Annotated in this window: 8 protein-coding genes; 2 read left to right on the forward strand and 6 right to left on the reverse strand. The window is 53.7% G+C overall.

The genetic code is table 11. The features are described 5' to 3' along the window. Positions 1 to 12: 12 nt before the first annotated feature. The 6 genes from RUE5091_RS00525 to RUE5091_RS00555 form a co-directional block, all read right to left on the reverse strand. On the reverse strand, positions 13 to 3180 hold the full coding sequence (locus RUE5091_RS00525) for a UvrD-helicase domain-containing protein (protein ID WP_058279935.1): 3168 nt from the start codon (positions 3178 to 3180) through the stop codon (positions 13 to 15). Next, on the reverse strand, positions 3177 to 5318 hold the full coding sequence (locus RUE5091_RS00530) for a PD-(D/E)XK nuclease family protein (RefSeq protein ID WP_165590733.1): 2142 nt from the start codon (positions 5316 to 5318) through the stop codon (positions 3177 to 3179). Before RUE5091_RS00530 ends, RUE5091_RS00525 begins: the two co-directional genes overlap by 4 nt. 528 nt (positions 5319 to 5846) lie before the next feature. Continuing rightward, the gene (locus RUE5091_RS00535) at positions 5847 to 6683 is read right to left on the reverse strand and encodes a HEPN domain-containing protein (protein ID WP_243470688.1); all 837 of its coding nucleotides are present in this window, start codon (positions 6681 to 6683) and stop codon (positions 5847 to 5849) included. Between the two features lie 870 nt (positions 6684 to 7553). Next, positions 7554 to 10169, reverse strand: coding sequence for an AAA family ATPase (locus RUE5091_RS00545; RefSeq protein WP_058279938.1), 2616 nt, complete (start codon positions 10167 to 10169; stop codon positions 7554 to 7556). Then, positions 10166 to 11296, reverse strand: coding sequence for a metallophosphoesterase family protein (locus RUE5091_RS00550; protein WP_058279939.1), 1131 nt, complete (start codon positions 11294 to 11296; stop codon positions 10166 to 10168). Before RUE5091_RS00550 ends, RUE5091_RS00545 begins: the two co-directional genes overlap by 4 nt. A 254-nt stretch (positions 11297 to 11550) precedes the next feature. Further along, the gene (locus RUE5091_RS00555; protein ID WP_082643531.1) at positions 11551 to 12549 is read right to left on the reverse strand and encodes a helix-turn-helix transcriptional regulator; all 999 of its coding nucleotides are present in this window, start codon (positions 12547 to 12549) and stop codon (positions 11551 to 11553) included. A 262-nt stretch (positions 12550 to 12811) separates the two neighbouring features. On the opposite strand from RUE5091_RS00555, the gene RUE5091_RS00560 reads away from it, so the two are divergent. Both RUE5091_RS00560 and RUE5091_RS00565 read left to right on the forward strand, forming a co-directional pair. Next, entirely contained in the window at positions 12812 to 13675 is an 864-nt protein-coding gene (locus tag RUE5091_RS00560) for a GIY-YIG nuclease family protein (protein WP_058279941.1), read from the forward strand. 366 nt (positions 13676 to 14041) lie between these two features. Continuing rightward, positions 14042 to 16651, forward strand: coding sequence for a Z1 domain-containing protein (locus RUE5091_RS00565; protein ID WP_243470689.1), 2610 nt, complete (start codon positions 14042 to 14044; stop codon positions 16649 to 16651). The last annotated feature ends 1 nt before the right edge of the window (position 16652 follow it).

Consider the following 16652-nt stretch of genomic DNA (forward strand, 5'->3'; position numbering starts at 1 on the left):
GTTTTCCTTTGATTAAGCGCAAACAGCGGTTTCATGAGCCACGTGCGCAACCGATATCATGCCTTCGTTCATCCAGTTGATGGCTAGTTGCCGCACGGGCTTGCCGCCGCTGGCGGAGAGCAACTCTGTATATGCGCGCAACTGCGGCAGATAGTTTGCAAATCTGGTTGATGGGTCAGGGCAGGGGCCTGATTTGTGGTCCAGTATCAGGTACCCGGACGGCCCCTCCGCGAGACAGTCGATGATCGCATTGGTCTGCGACCCGTCAGTGCGCACGTCCTGAATCGGAAGTTCAAAATGCAGGTGTTCGTACCCTTGGTCTTTGAGCCAGGCCCGGACGCTTTCGATCTGGGCCGCTATGGTATCAAGTGCCACAGAATCCAGGCCAACTGTGGCGGCCAGCCGATTTCGCAAGTCGGGTCGTTGACACAGAACACGGAAGGCAAGGTGCCAAGCAGTCCCTCTTTCTGTGGCGCTGTTGAAATGGTCCGCCCGGACCCCAAGGCCATGACCGAGCTCAAAATGTCTTAGCATCGGTGGTATTGTTTTCGCTTCGGTCTCAAGCGATGAAGGGCTGACGCGCCACGGGGTGCGCGACGCAACTGGCGCAACCCGCGATTGCCCAAAGCGTGGGACAGACGCCTGGTTCACTGCGCCGGCTTCGGGGAATTCTCTGTCAGGGGCTTCATAAATAATCCGCGCGTCTACTTCACTCCCAGACACCATCAAACTTGCCCCGGATACATCCAGTCCGGATCGCGCGCGCAACAGGTCAACCATGCGTTCTGGACGGTCCTTTTCTTTCGAGGGTTCCGCCGGCAGAGAGACGATCAACCTGTCGCGTGCGCGCGTCATTGCAACATAGAGTTCGCGAGCCGCGTCCCGTTCATCTTTTTCGATCAAGTCGTCAGCAAAAACTTTCTGTTTTTCAGGCGCCGCAAAATTCGGAAGCCAGCTCAGACCAGCCTGATTAAGCACGTTGTCCAAGTCGTCGAAACTCGAGAAATCCGCGCTCAGAGTGCCAGGACGTTCGGGAAACTTGAATTCCAGTCCTGCCACGACAGTGATATGCCACTCTCGCCCCTTTGCCGCATGCCAGGTTGATATTTCGACACCAGTTCCTGACCAGCCAGCCGGATCCGGATGGCGGTTCCAGTCTTTTTCAGTTTGTGCCGAAATCCAACCGAGGAAAACCTGTGGCCCAAAACCATGGAAACCGGCAGCGGCGCGCATATCTTGGGCGAGCTGATCAAATTCGCCGGCTTCAGCCTGAAAACGTGTCAAATCAGCCAGTGCTTCGAGCGGGTCGGACAAACCAGCGGCCCAATCGCGCAGTCCCGTAGCTATTATAATTTCTGCGATCAGGTCGCCGACAGGCAATTCGTTTGCGAGGGGCTGCAATTTGTGCAGTGCTTCTAGCGCGGTATCTGTGTCGAGTTTGCCGCTGACTGAACTGGCAAGCGCGTCTTCAAGTGCAACAGCCGGTGGACCGAGCGTCAGCCATGTGAGCGCCGCGTGGCGGTCGGCAGGGTCGGAAACAAAGGCAACAGCAGCCCGTGCAGCCCGTGTTGCCGGTGCTTCAAGCCAGCCCTCGCCTTGAATTCGGACCGGCAGACTACGTTTTCGCAACGCGTCCGCCATACGCGCGCATTCGGCAGTCGTGTAACAAAGCACAGCCACATCTGACGGTCTCACTGATCGCAGCTTTTTTGTATGCTTGTCGCGAACCCGTTCGTTCCCTTCGAGAATCTCGAAAACTCTGTCCGCTACGCAGTCGGGCGCGTGTTTCTTTCTATCCGCCCAACTTCGCGGGAGCACGATTGCTTCGATAGCGGTCTCGCCCGTTTCGTCTTGTGTTGGTGACAGTGCATCGTAACTTTCTGGGAAGAGCACGCGCCCGAGCTCGTTTACAAAACCCATGATGCGTGCATCCGAACGCCAGTTTTTGTTCAGGGGATCGACATTGTCAGGGAAAGATTTCTGAAGCGCTTCTGAAAGACGTGAATCTGCTCCTTGAAAGCCCATTATTGACTGTTTTGTATCACCAACGATGAGTGCTCGCTGTGCACCCTTCGCCAGTCGCCACAACAGCGAAAACTGTACGGGGTTTGTGTCCTGGAACTCATCGATGACGACGCAGTCGACCTCCGACAACACAGCTGCAAGGATGTCTTCACGGTCGCGAAGCAGCGTCTCCGCTTCCACAATCATATCCGCGTAATCAATCAGCCCGGCCTGCCTTTTTGCAGCATCGTAGCTTGCAAGCACTTGCTGGGCCCCGCTAACAAGCGCTGTAAGATGTGTTTTGGCGTCCTCTAACGGGCCCGGATGTTGTAGCAGGGCGTCGGCGGCCTTCATCACGGTCGCCGCGTAGGCGTCGTACCCGTCCGGAGTTGGCGACGTGCGTTTTGAAAGTCTCAGATCTCGCAAAGCGTGCCAGAGAGACCAGTCCCGCTCAAGGTCATCCGTGTTTGCCGCGCGTCTTAGGTTTGCGAAGTCTCTGGCAAAATCCTTTTGCGCCGACTGGTTGCCGGCGTCGGGCGCAAGCGAACTGGGAAAGGCAAGCAGGAGATCTTTGGCCGCGTCTTGCAGTGTACTTGTCAGAGAAGAACCATCGGCGGCGCAGGCACCATATCCATTTTCCAGTCGTTGAATCGCTGTTTTGCACAAGGCATTTGACATGCCGCTCCTGCCAAGGCCCCGCAAGAGATCGACTGTGCGTAACAGGTCGGATCGCAAAGCACTCTCGGCATTCTCACCTGACAAAAACGACCATTTATAACCATATCTCCCGAGGTCTTGCATGATCGGTTCAAGAGCTTGGCAATATGCCATTTCGAGACGGATCAAAATATCACGCTCGGCCTCGCTGAGTAGGCGGCTTTGAGGAGAACGGCCCGCAGCAAATGCATGCTCTGTCAGGAGCCTTTGTCCCAAGGAATGAATTGTCCCAACATAGGCCCGATCGATTTCCAGAGCATCTTCGACACGGCCCCGTTTCATAAGTTCGGCCCGAATACGCATGCGCAGCTCGGACGCGGCCGCTTCTGAAAAGGTGACCGCAAGAATTCGGCCCGGTTTCACCTGATCTGTTTCGATCCAGTCTGCCAAGGTGTTTTGGATGCGCGTCGTTTTACCGGCTCCAGCACCGGCGGGAACTAACGTCAGATGATCTGTCATTGAGACCCCTCTTCCGCCGGCAGGGTGAAAGCTTTCACAAACTCATTGTCTTTGAGTGCGTAGGGCGTAATGCCCCGGTCCTTCTCCATGATCGAAATGTCATCAGATCGGTTCAATCGGATGATCCCTGCTCTTGCTTCGGATACAGCTTGCAGCAGGTGATCCGTCGCATTCGCAGAGATGTCGACCGAAGCAACTTCCGCACCGGGTATACCTTCACCGCCAAAGTCCGTCAGGACAGTTGCATCAAGCATGGTATGATATGCGGTTGTCGTTTTGACGCCTTCGGGAACGAGGCGCGTAAGAGACATCGCTTCTGAGGGGCGTTCCAACATGGCGCGGTACAGCGCAACCTGCAGGTCCCAGCCTTTCGTCATGCGCGCGCGCCGCGAGTAGGATTTTGATCGTTTGTGGTCTACGACAAGCACACGATCGTTGGGCAGTCTCAAAAGACTGTCCGCGCGTCCCGCGATCGGCAGGCCGTCGAAGTCTCCCTCCAGGCCAATTTCATTATGTAAAACAGTGGCTTCCGATTTGCGCAGGAAGCCGCCCCAGGATTGTGCAATCATTCGCGCTTCCCGCAACAGGTTGGCGCGCTCAGTGTTCCAAGCTGGACCATTCAGCCAGATTGCATGACATTTTATTGCGTCGACAAGCGCCTCCGGAGTTTTTACGTCAACGGCAGTTGCGTCTGGAATAGGCTCTTCTTTAGGAAACACGACCTCCAATATGTGATGCATGATTGTGCCGAGCGTCATGACATCAAGTGTTTCTGAAGCCCAAGTGCGATCTTTCGCACCCAGTTCATCCATTAACCACGCCAATGGGCTGACTAGAAGCGTTTCCAACCTCGAAGGAGATTGCCGGACATACCCTCCTTCGCTGGCCTGGCGCAGGCGGAGAAGATCGGTGTTCAGACTTATTATCCCATCTTCTGGCAATGATGCAGCTGGGTCCGCTTGTGTCGGCAGCGCCTCCGTCGGTACAGGTATGGATGTAACGTCTGAACCGCGCACATCGCACAACAGGTCCGCCGGATCGGACGCGCCCAGAAGATGAGAAATAAGCGCAAAACCGGTAGAAGGTGACAGAGATTTTCCGGCAAGATCGAGCGCGGGCACGAGCAACGTGGCGCCCTCAGTGGCAGAACAAAGCTGGCGGCGAAACATTTCCAGCCCGCGAGACAGGTGTTCGCGCCGCCCCGGAAGTATCAGACCGGTTGTTTCCCGGATCAAACGGATTTCGCTTTCGGTGAATACCGGATTGGAGGCAGGCAAGCGTGGCCAGTGTTTTCCCGTAAGGCCGAGGACAATGAGGTGCCTGGCAGGGCGCCAGGGTAAGGCGTTTTCAGTGAAGAGAGAGACACCTTCAACGAACCTTGAAATGTCTGGAGCGTCTTCTTTGCGTGGTTCCGCTCGTTTGCGTAGAACAGACCAGTCCAGGGATTTTGCTGATGCAATACCGAGTTGCCCGATGCGTTCGGTAAGCGGCACGTCGGGTAAAGTTTCTGTCACGGTCATAAGTCTTGCGGATAGCTGCGGTAACGTTTCTGTTTCGCGCAGCGCATCAAGTACCAGACGACCGGCGCCCTCAAGTTCTTTCGCCGTTTCTGACCATCCGCGGTCCATGAGCTCCCGCGCCATTCTTCGACCGGTGTCTCCAGGCCAGGGCATCAGTGGGCTGGTGTACAAGGATGCAAGGGCGGTTCGTGATGCTGGGGCCTCGAGCAATGTCAGCAACAGAAGCAGTAATTCGGCCGTCAAGTCGCGCTTTATAGCGGCTTCGGCCTGACCGGAGAGCGGAATGCCGACTCTATCGAAGGCTTCTGCAAGTGCGCGTTCGTAGTTCCGGTCGTCTGGAACCAGCACGCCAATGTCAGCTGGCAGATCAACGATTCCATCTTGCAAAAGTTGCTGAGCGCGCGCGGCGGCAAAATCTGCTTCCTCTTGAGGGTCGCGAACCCCGAAAACTCTTAGAGTTTCGTCTGCGCTGGTGCCTTCTCCCGATTTTCCAAGGTTGCTTTGAACGAACCCGAGAGCACCTGAAACGGGTGCTGTTGCCGAAACAAGACCTTGTTCGAAGGCAGACATTTCAGCGTCGGGCGCAGCCCCATGGTGTGCGATCAACTGGTTGGCCAACGCTCTTTCAATCGAGTCCTGGTGCTGGCAGACAACGGAGTTTGCAAGTGGCAGCGGTTCAAGTGCATCCGCCGCGTCGCAATTCAAAACATGCGAATAAACGTCCAGCGGTGCAGGCAGGGTACCAATATCGCGCCATAGGTCACGCAGTGCCGTCAGGTGATCCCGCGCGCGGCTTTCAGGAAGGGCTTCTGGTTGCAATTGACTGAATTCCAGCCCTTCAGTGGCGCGCATCACCGTTGTAAGAGCGCCTTCGATTGCGCGCGCCGTTTCTTCCGGAGCCAATGTCAGACTTTCCGACCAGGGCGCCTTGCGGTTGGACAATGCCTCGACCAGTGGAAAATCTGTGGCGGCTGGCGCGAGGTAAGTCTCTCGCAACAGGTCATCCGTAATGTAGCGCAATGCGCCAGTAACGGGTGAGCAAGTCATGAGTGGATCGATGCGCATTGCGTTATATGCCTTTCCGGCATGGCCAAAAAATTGTTTCTGAGCCCTTGCGTGATTTGTGGAATGTTCCAGTGAAGAGCATCAAATCCGCCTTTGCCCAGCACTTCCGCGGGCAGCCGGAACGGTGACGACCGGGTAGAATGGACGTCCCCAGTCGTCTTCAGGATTGTCCATCATGATATCAAGCATGACAGGCAGCAATGTTTGAAGAATTTGGGCGCCGTCTCTGACTTGCTGGCGATTGACCTTGCTGTTCCATGTCGTTCCGCCGTGCATCATCTGGCAGCGCAGCATGTACAGGCGATCGAAAACTTCCCGCAAAACGTATGCGGTGTCTTTGTCGGCCATAGAACGCACAAACCGTTCCGCTGAACTTTTGAATCGTTTGGCCCAATTCTCGTTCCCTGGGATGCCATTCTGGTTCAGCCAGAACGGCCGGTACACGAAACGGTTTTCCATAAGAGTTGCTATAGGCCCGCGAAAACGATCCCAAACAGCCGTATACAGCCGGCCGTCTGCGTCCCGCTCAACGAGACGGTCGATCAGATCGATAAATTGCTGACGCTCTCCAAGAGAGCGCTCCGCGTCGCCTTCGGCTTCGCCCGCGTACGCAGAGTTGAACGCGATCCATAGGAATATGAAGGCCGCGTCGTAGTCTTGTTTTTCCTTCTCGGCCCGGCCCACCCAGCTAATGGCGCGGTGGATTCGAAGGCCAATGTCTTCTGGGAAGCCTTCACGCAGATGCCTTTGCTTCTGTTTTAGTTCGTCATGAGAAATCATATTCAAACTCGTTGCTGGTTGTTTCGGGTGATCTGTACCACCCAAAAATGACCAATCTTTGGTTGAAATGGGAACGCGGGCACTTCCGAAGGTATCGCTCCAATTCAGACTGGCGATTGTGCAATACGAATTTTGCATGACGGACCTTCTCCGTGAGTAAAATTTGCCCGAGCAGCCATTTTTGAGCGTGTCAAAAAGGCTCCGACCTGTTCGAAAGAATCAAGTGGTGCCGGGCTCAATAAAGATTGCGGTCTCAGCATGACAAATTTTGACACCCTCGCGGTTTATCTAATGAGTAACGACAATAGCGCGCAGCAATTTTTGGGTTCGATTACAAGTACAGTTGGCAATGCTATGACTGGAATGTTCAGCTTCTGGCGCTCGAAGGCATGTTTGCGAAATGCTTGAGTTTTTGGTGATCGTCCTAGCCGTAATTGCGTTTTTGGCTTTGCTCACTCGGGAGCCAGTGAGCAGAGCGATCTCTGTTGCACTGGATCTGTCTATTTTGACGGTTCTGGTCCTAGTAGTTTCGGGACTGATTTGGTTGATCTTACAAGCTTAAATAGGACTGTTGGCAAACAAAGACGCGTGAAACCTCAGATTGCAGGGATTCGATAGTGTCGCTGCAAAACGTCTACATGTTAATTAGGGTATGGCACGCCGTCAGAACACATGAAGGCCATCGAGAGAGCTTTCTCCTAAGTTTCTTTAGGCGACTTGTTCAGTGGTTTTTCATATGTTTCATCGCAGAAATGGAAGACCGAGAAGTGCAAATCGGGTGGACATACTTGCTAACCTGAAGCGACAGTTAAGGCTGTGGTTGATGTTAATTTTGTTGATATTTTCAATATTCTTAAAATCGCACAAGTATTTGATTTTAATAATTATACACGAAGCGATGCACTTTATTGGAATCTATTGAAATCACGTTTGGTAATTCGATTGAATGAGCACAGGACAAGACTCTCATTAGGTCAGACGCTGACAGAGTAATTTGTCAGCTTTCTCTTAGAACGCCGCGGTTTCCGTTGTCACCGGTAACAGGTGCAAGGCGCGGCCCCCAAGGTCGCCAAATGCGCGTTGGCGGCAGGACAAAACAATGATTTGAAGGTCGCCTGCTTGTCGGTGTAGGGCGTCGAACATACGCTCGATCCTGTCGTCGTCGGTGAAGATAAGAGCGTCGTCTAGGATTACCGGGGCAACCCGTCCTGACGAGGCGAGCATCCGGGCGAAGGCCAGCCGGACAAGCAGAGCCACTTGCTCTTGCGTCCCACCTGAGAGGACGTCGATCGACTCCTCCCGCCCATCCCGAACCAGCGCATCTGGTAAAAGAGATTCTTCTCCCCAGGTCAGTTCAGCCTCTGGCCAAAGAAGGTGAAGCAGAGGTTTGAGTTCCTTTGCGATTGGAGCGAAATAACGCTCGCGGGCTTCGTTTCTAGCCGTACCCAACGCTTCCTCGAGCCGGGTCAGCACTGCAACCTCATGCTCAATACGCGCCAGCGTTTCTTTTGCAGTTTCCAGTTTCTCTGCTGTTTCGGTCAGGCGTTCTTCAATTGCGTCTCCGGAAGAGCGGCCGATGCGTTCTTCGAGACGTGCAAGCAGTGGTTTTAAGTGCGCGATTTTTTCTTTTGCTTGCGCTTCGATGGATTCGGCTCGGGATAGCGCAGCCTTCGTTGTTGTAAGATCCGGAGCGTCCCTTAAGATCCTGGCATATTCTGCCTGTGCGTCTTTGAATACTTTTTCGGCGGCGACTGTAGCCTCGACAAGATCGGTTTCTGAAATTTCTCCGAACTTCTCCAAAGCGTCTTTAGCCCTTTTTAGACGGTCGCGGAATGAGGTGAGATTTGTTTCAGCGCGCGTCGCCTCGGTTCTATCATCCGCAAGTTTTTCGGACGCAGTGTCACGAGCGAGGCGCGCGTGCTCGTGGGCGTCTTGCGCATTCTCCAGCAGGGTTTCTGCGGCGTCCGGGTCTAATGCCTCAGTGTCCAAATCAAGAACAGGGATCTGGTTGAGCACTTCACGCAGTTTATCGATGCCGTCTGGTGCGACGCTAGCCAGGACCGCTTTGGCTTCACGATAATTTTGTTCAGCCTCGGCGCATGCCGCCGCCGCTGCACGGGCCGCTTCTAGATCGTCGAATCCGGCCTCTTTCAAAGCTTCCTTCAGTTTTTGAGCCGCCACGTCCACCGTGTCGATGTCTTGATCGCCCTCACCAGGTCGTACTTCAAGCGTTCCCACGCCTTCAATTGTCAGACGCACGGCACGGGGTAGGGCATGAGCACGCCCGTCGGTCAGTGCTTTGTCCCCGGCTCGTATTGCACCGTCTCGGCCTTCCGCATATCGGGCGATGACCTTTGTTGCAGTGGCATCGCGCGCGGCAAGTGCAGTATTATGGGCGGTGGACAAAGCCTCAAGCCGGCTTAGCGTTTTCGCACTTGGACCAGCACGAGCTGCGACGGCTGCCGTTTCCATCGCACTGCGCATTTTCTCTGCATTTTTGATACGCTCCTCCATTTCGCGCCGACGCTCTACGCCTTCCTTGGCAGCTTTCGTCCGTTGGGCAAGCGCCATGGAAGCTTCTGCTTCCTTTAACTTTGACTGAGAGGTCTGGAAGGTCGTTTCTGCAGCATCACGTATAGCTTGCTGCGCCTCGAGCGCTTCGCTCGCGGATTTCGCCTCATTTGCTGCCACTTCGACTTTTTCAGCTGCGTCCTGCTGTTCCGCCAACGTTACACGGAAGCTATCGAGTTGGGTCCTCGCGCGATCGACTGTCAAGCGCGCCATTTCAACCCTCCTGGCCTCGGCATCTACTTTCTCTGCGTGCCGCTCTGCCACCGAATGTGCCTTTCGAGCTAGCTCCAGCTTCGCGCGCCTCTGTTCTGCTGCTTCTGGGCTCTCCATCTCGTGCAAGTCACGCCGCGCACGCTTTCTTTCAGCGAGGGCTTCGTGCAGATCGCGGGCCGTTGAACCAAGCGTTTCGTGTTGTTCTGTGAGCATTTCGACCCGCTCTTGAGCCTCTTTCCAAGGACCAGAGGTTTTGGGTCTTCCGGTCGACGTGACATACACCGCCAGTTCTTCACGGCAACGGGCGAGTGCGGCATCCATGCGTCGCCCGCCCGTCATCGCCTCAACTTCCTCGCCGACCGACGTCATCAGGTCGCGCCGGGCTTCCAGCGCCGCGTCCTGTTCTTTTTTTGAACCGCCGGTCAGGTCGGTCATGCCCTGCCGCACCCAAATTAGGCCGGAAGGACCGCCGCCATCTCCGCCCAAAACATCCGAGATCCACGCCTCGGCTTCGTCGGCTTGGGCAATCAACGTGCCGTTTCGATGTATCATGGCTGCCGGCTTTTGGAGCCACCGTTTGAACACTGAATAGCGACCCTCGTCAGTTTCGATTTCGATTGTTACCTCTGGGGCGCCCCCCGCATGTGGGCGAAGGCTTGAAATGTCCTTGTCGCGCGAGCCATGTGGTTTAAAGAATAGTGCTTGGATCGCATCAAAAAGAGTGGACTTCCCGAATTCATTGGGTTCGGAAAGTACGTTCAGGCCATCACCGATATCATCGACGCGAGTGGCCGATGTGAAGCGACGGACATTTTTTAGAGTGATGCTGCGTATCTTCATGTCGCGTCCTCCCGGACGTAGGCGTAAAGACGGGCGAGCGCATCCCCGGCAACCTCGCGCTGTTCCTGGGAAAGGGTTTCGGTCTCCGCTTCTCCCATTAACCTGTCCGCGGCAAGCCGCAACGCGCCACCTCGGTCGATCTCATCGAGATCAGCTGCCTCATACTGTGTGCCGAGACCGTCGGTCCTTAATTCAAAATGTGCAAATTCGGGCGCACTCTGTTCGGCAGTACTCTTGAGTTCGACTTGGTCAGGCAGGCTAGCCCAACCCATCGCAGCAACGCGCAATAACAGGTCTCGACGGCCATTTACGGGTAGGATTGCATTCAGCGCGGCCGCGGCATCCTGGTGTGGGTGCAATTGCAATTCGACTTCTGTCCAAAGAAACTTGCCTGTCTCGATTTCTTCGACCTTCGGTGTAGCTCCCGGTCCATCAAAAGTTACGCAGAGGCAGACGCCACGACGGCTATGCTTGAAACGATCCTGTTCGGGGCTGCCGGAATATTGCACTCTATCAGATACAGCCATCCGCCCATGCCAATCGCCAAGCGCGAGATAGTCAAGACGCGCAGTGCGATCTCGGTCAGGTGCAATTGCTTCGCCGGAGTCAGTGAAATCAGTCACGCCGCCATGCGCCAGTCCAATACGCAGCTTCCCTTCGTCGCTTGCCATCGTGACCAGCAGTTCCGTTGGATCGCTTGCGCTGGAGCGATAGGCGACGGGGCAGGGTAGGAGTGTTGCTCGTTCCCCAAGGTCATGTGGCTTTGCGTCCGTCAGCGCAATGACGTTGGTCGGTGCGTCACGTTGGATCGTCTCCCACAAAGGTTCGGCGTCCCGGAGGTTGTCGTGGTTTCCCGGTAGAAGCCACCATGTTATGTCCGGTGTCTCACCCATGGCCGAGAGCGCCTGACGGATAACGACCGGAGAAGGCGTTGCGGTGTCGAAGGTGTCGCCGGCTAAAAGAATGTGTTCAGCGCTGTTTTGATGAGCAGCCTTTGCTAGTTTGCCAATCGTACCATGACGTGCTTCCATTAGGCGTCCGCGGATGTTGCCATCGGCTGGCTGTGGGATGTTGGCGAATTTTCGTCCGATATGCAGGTCAGATGCATGAATGAAGCAAAAGGCCATTTTCAAAACTCCCAGTGTGCTAATCGCACTGTTTCAATTGAACTGTATTCCAAAGTGGGGGATGTGGGCGTCAAATACTGTCATGGTTAAAACTTGGGCTCGTTTTGCGTGCGTTGCTCCTTGGTGGTGTAAATTAATCTCAAGTACTCCTAACTGGGCCAATGGGGCTTTATCCAAGAGAAAATTGAGAAGTTGTGGAGAGCATCTTATCGAAACTGGCAGAATAAGACGCCACATTGAGCCGACCTCGTAATTCACGGGAGCGCCGGAAAATCGTCTCTTCTATGCTGTTCAACCATTTCGCGGAGACTTTTTGGAGAAATGACTTCAACCTGGTCCCCCCATTGATACAGATGCCATGCCATCTCCATGAGACCAGATGCTGAGAAGCGGACTACAAGGGTACCATCCGAGTGTTCCACCATTTCTTGCTGAGGGTGAAAGATAAATTGCTTTGCAGTCGAGGCTGCCCGAGCCGTAAATCGCCATTCCACCATACCGAACTCTGTATCCGAATGAAATGATCCAAAAGCTTGGGCGGCAAAGGCGTTAAGATCAAAGTCGGGATCCCGTGCAAAGGTGCGTGGCGTGGTTACCGCTTCATGGATGCGATCAAGCCGAAAACGACGCATGCGGCCATCGCCGTTAGACGGACGAGCAACGAGATATCTGCGTGTCCCAAGAAGGAGACCGTGCGGCTCAATCAGACGTTCTTTTGGACTGCTGTCTTGAGCGCCACGGTAAAAGATCTTTAGTTCCAACGGTGCCCGCAACGCCTCGGTCAATACGCTCAAGAGTTTCATGTCCGAGACCACGCGAGGTCCTGGTCGAGAAGCAAACCCTTGGGCCTCCAGCAGAGCTTCGGCATCGGCTTCTGCGCGGCGCTTGTGTGGGCCTGGCATCGTCGCCAACAGCCGATCCCGCAGTCGTCGAAGGCTCTCTGCATCGTTTGAAGAACCGTCGCGTTCGGCGCGCCTGATCGACATCTCAAGGGCCGTGAGTTCTGCATCTCGAATGCCTTGTGATGCAATAAGGCGTAAATCTCCGCCTCCGAGCTTCCAGAACTTGCGCCGTTCCATGTCGGTGCTTGTTTCGACATGTGGAAAAACCGATTCAAGCGCTTTTGTCATGCGCTGAGCCGTGCGTCTGTCGACCTGAAAAATTTCTTCAATCTCGGTGAGACCCACGCCAAGGTGGCGAGCGGTAGCAAGTTCCGCCAGTCTCAACAGATCAACCGCCTTATAATACGACATTTTTTCCTCAGTGACAGTTTTTGTCACCGTAAGGATACACTTATTGGGTGTCGAAGAAATTGGCGAAGGAGGGAAAAAATTGTGACCAATGTGCAGATAATAAGTCAGCCGTCGTGTTTCCCATGTGTGCACAAGTATCAGACGGACAGCCTTGCAACAAAGGAACACCTATCTGAAAATTTCGAAAAAGCGTTTTGTGCCATAAGGGTGCCATTTTCATTAGGGACTTTGTCGCCACCGAAAAATATTGATCGAGCAAACCATGTTTCAAATTGATCATTTATCCATAGCGGTCGATGCGCTGTGTATCGAGAAGCGGGCCACCAGAGCGTCAGATTGGAATGGTCTAGCCGCCGCAGAGAATAATTCTGGATTGTATACTTGGTGGGTGGACAGAGAAGGCGCAGAAGCACTCGCTGGCGGCTTGGGTGTATCGCTGAGCCGAGGTCTAATCTACGGCGGACAAGCAGGAGCGACCCGGTGGCCGTCTGGCACCAAAAGCGAGCAAACACTTAGTGGCCGTATCCAGTCAAACCATCTTTCTGGTACTATCCGTAGTTCAACTTTTCGTCGTACGCTCGCCGCCGCACTTGTGAGTGAGCTAGGGCTTCGAGTTGTACCTGGACGAAAAGCAGGTCTAGCGCGGCAGAGCGAAGCCGAGCTCAGCAAATGGATGCGTTCGCACCTGAGTCTTTTGGTGTGGCCCTTCGCCGATCGCGATAATTTGGAACAGTTAGAGGGAAAAGTTTTAAGCCGACTTGATCCGCCAATGAACCTACGTGGCATGAGATCCACACCGCTTCGCAGTGCCATTCGCCTTGCGCGAAAAAATCTTTCAGACGCTTCACCATCGCAGGTCCCGGTCGTTGATAAGATTAATGCCAAGCCATCGACGAAACGCGGAGCGCGCTCAGTTACCTTACATGAGGAAATTTCCGAAATTCTGATTTCAAATGGAAATCGCTGGATGTCCACTAAGGAAATTGCCTTTTGGGTTAATGAGCGCGGGCTTTACAAGAAGCGGGACAGGTCTGATGTGACCGGTTTTCAAGTCCACGGGCGGACGAGAAACTATTCAAAACTTTTCGAACGCGATGGGCAACTCGTTCGCTTGATCAGATCGTAGCGTTTTGGGGTGAACTCAAATGGACCTGCTTGTAGTTTCGCTGCTTTTTAACCCGACGGATTGTTTAAATCGGTTCCGAAGTAGAGCTAAGTCAAATATTTATGCAATATGTGAAAATTTGTCATCCGCGCCGACTTTAAAGTCTGAGCTCTCGTTACGGGGCCGGAAGCGTTGTATCAGGATGGCTTGTTATGAAAATCGGCGGCTAGGCACCATAAAGCCCACATATTTTCATCGCTTCGACGCATTTGGCTGTCACTGGCACGGTCGGTTGTGTCTAGGCCGCTCCTTTTTTCCGTTGCGGTTTAATAGATTCACTTTAGCGCCTACTCAGAATTGGGCGACGAGCAGATAGGGCTTAAAAATATGGTATTTCAGACCGAACAACTAATTCACCTTATTAAAAACGAGCTTCCAAACGGTGGCGGTATGGACGGCGCAATTCAAAGGCTCCGCAGTATGTTCGCCACCTCCTTTGATGCCGAGCAGTTGGAAGAAATGTTTTCCAAGGCTCGCTTTGAACTCGAGAAAGAGTTCGCGAAAAAAGAGATCCTGCACGTTCACTCCATCATCGCCAAGCGACCTAAATGGTATTTCGGTCCGCGTTCGCATGACCGCTTCTGGCCTAGCTTGAAGAACTACCTTCTAAACGAGAAGGGCTGGCACAAAGATGATATTGATAGCATAGGGATTGCCTCAGACGAGGTCGTTTCCCTACTCCAAAACCCCGCAGAAGACGCGTTCAAGTGCACTGGGCTTGTCGTGGGGCACGTCCAGTCTGGGAAGACGGCCAACATGACTGCGGTGATCGCTAAGGCGCTGGATGCAGGTTATGACACCGTGATTGTTCTGGCCGGATTAACAAATAAACTCAGGGAACAGACGCAGGCGCGATTCAAGAAGGACCTCGTCGACCGTCGCCCCTTGGACTGGCAAGTTCTGACGCCGGCGAAAGATGGTGATTTTCGGAAACCCCCTCAAGGCGGGTTCTTAAAGCACACGGACAAGGCACAGCTAGCAGTCGTTAAAAAAAACGTATCGCCACTTGGTCAGCTGGGTGATGCAATCAGAGAAACACCCTGGGCAGCACTAAAACAGCTTCGGGTACTCGTGATCGACGACGAATGTGACCAGGCAAGCGTCAATGCAGCTTCAGGTGAACTTGACATAACGCGGATAAACGAGAGGATCCGCGAGCTGCTCTCAATGTTGCCGGCAGTAACCTACGTTGGTTACACGGCCACGCCTTTTGCGAACGTACTAATCAACCCTTACAAACCAAACGGCGTCGATCTTGATGATTTGTATCCACGAGACTTCATTACTGCTCTTCCGACGCCTAAGAGATATTTTGGTGCAGAGAAGCTATTCGGGAAATTCGACGCGAACGGCGATGATGAGAGCAGCGACGGCTACGACATGGTTCGGGTTATTCCCAAAGATGATGTCGCAATGCTTCAACCGCACAAGGCATCTGAACGGGAAGCCTTTTCACCAGAGATTCCGAAAAGCCTCGAAGATGCTATGCTTTATTTCCTAGCTTGCTGTGCGGCTCGAAGAGCTCGAGGTCAATCAACTCAGCATATGACGATGTTGATCCACACGTCATCCTATGTCGTAATGCACCAAAAAATTGCCCGCCTGATAGAAGCATGGCTCGGTATCCACAAGACTGAATTAAAAGCTGGCAAGGGTGAATTGGCAGATCGGATCATTGAACTTTGGACCACAGAAAGCAATCGGCTCCCGAGGGACCTAACTGAAGAGCAAGAAACTCCCATTGTTTCAGTGTTCGAACACCTTCCCGACGTTCTCGATGCCGTTACTGTGCCGATTGAAAACGGGGGCAGCGATGATCGCATCGATTACGAAAACGAACCAAAGACTTATATTGCTGTCGGAGGCTCAATTCTGGCTCGAGGACTAACACTGGAAGGACTCACAGTTAGTTACTTCCTGCGCTCCGCTTCACAGTACGACACACTCCTGCAGATGGGGCGATGGTTTGGATACAGGCCAGGCTACGAAGACCTCCCGCGGATTTACACAACGGAAGATCTGCGGCTCAGGTTCCGAGCTCTTTCTGGTGTCGAGGATGAAATTCGAAGGGACATCGCTGAATACAGAGAACGCGATCTCACTCCGATGGAACTTGCGGTTCGTGTCCGTTCAATACCAGGTATGGCAATTACGACAAAATCAAAGATGAAGGCAGCTGAAGAATGCTCAATCAGCTACTGGGGCGCGCACAAGCAAACAATACGTTTTAACCACAAATCTGATAGTATTGTTGCTGCCAACTGGAAAGCAGCGTCTTCTATGATCGAAACAATAGAGGCGTTACGACTTCGGGACAAAGAAGCCACGGCGAAACTCTGGCGAGGGGTGCCTCGATCAGAAATCATAAACTTCTTGCGTGAATATACCCCGCACGAAATCCAAAAGGACCTTTCTAGGGAGTTTTTACTGGAGTTTGTCGAGGAGGCCGGTAGCCAGCTGGATAAGTGGTGCGTCGGCATTGTCGAACCAAAGAAGGGAGAACCTTCGCAAAAAGTGCTCGGCACTGTTGGTAGAATAACAACGGTCAAGCGCGCGCAGTTGGACGACGGGGACACCGAAACGGCAGACATCAAGGCTCTTATGTCCCGGCAGGATATTCTAATCGACTGCCCGCATAGCGGCGGCACAAACCTATCTTGGGACAAAACCAAGGCCTACCGAGCTTCTCAGGTTGGTGACGTACCACTTTTGCTTCTCTACGCAATAGATTCGAACTCCAAACCTCGGGTGGATAACGGCAATCGTACCGATCTGAATGCGGTAGGCGACCTTATCGGATTTGGGATTGTTTTCCCGGGCTCTGATAAGGCTTCAGGTGCATACGTCCGCGTACGTTTGCAGGAGATATCGGCTGACGAAATCGACGAAATCGAGCGCGAAGAGCAGGAGCAAGCCAGAGCGGCTGGGGTAGAGTGAA

The sequence above is a fragment of the Ruegeria denitrificans genome (assembly GCF_001458295.1).
Taxonomy (GTDB): domain Bacteria; phylum Pseudomonadota; class Alphaproteobacteria; order Rhodobacterales; family Rhodobacteraceae; genus Ruegeria; species Ruegeria denitrificans.

What these genes read in the sequence shown, in the direction of transcription:
- RUE5091_RS00525 (WP_058279935.1), bottom strand. Translation starts at nt 3,180, where the DNA reads ATGACAGATCATCTGACGTTAGTTCCCGCCGGTGCTGGAGCCGGTAAA.
- RUE5091_RS00535 (WP_243470688.1), bottom strand. Translation starts at nt 6,683, where the DNA reads ATGCAAAATTCGTATTGCACAATCGCCAGTCTGAATTGGAGCGATACC.
- RUE5091_RS00545 (WP_058279938.1), bottom strand. Translation starts at nt 10,169, where the DNA reads ATGAAGATACGCAGCATCACTCTAAAAAATGTCCGTCGCTTCACATCG.
- RUE5091_RS00550 (WP_058279939.1), bottom strand. Translation starts at nt 11,296, where the DNA reads ATGGCCTTTTGCTTCATTCATGCATCTGACCTGCATATCGGACGAAAA.
- RUE5091_RS00555 (WP_082643531.1), bottom strand. Translation starts at nt 12,549, where the DNA reads ATGTCGTATTATAAGGCGGTTGATCTGTTGAGACTGGCGGAACTTGCT.
- RUE5091_RS00560 (WP_058279941.1), top strand. Translation starts at nt 12,812, where the DNA reads ATGTTTCAAATTGATCATTTATCCATAGCGGTCGATGCGCTGTGTATC.
- RUE5091_RS00565 (WP_243470689.1), top strand. Translation starts at nt 14,042, where the DNA reads ATGGTATTTCAGACCGAACAACTAATTCACCTTATTAAAAACGAGCTT.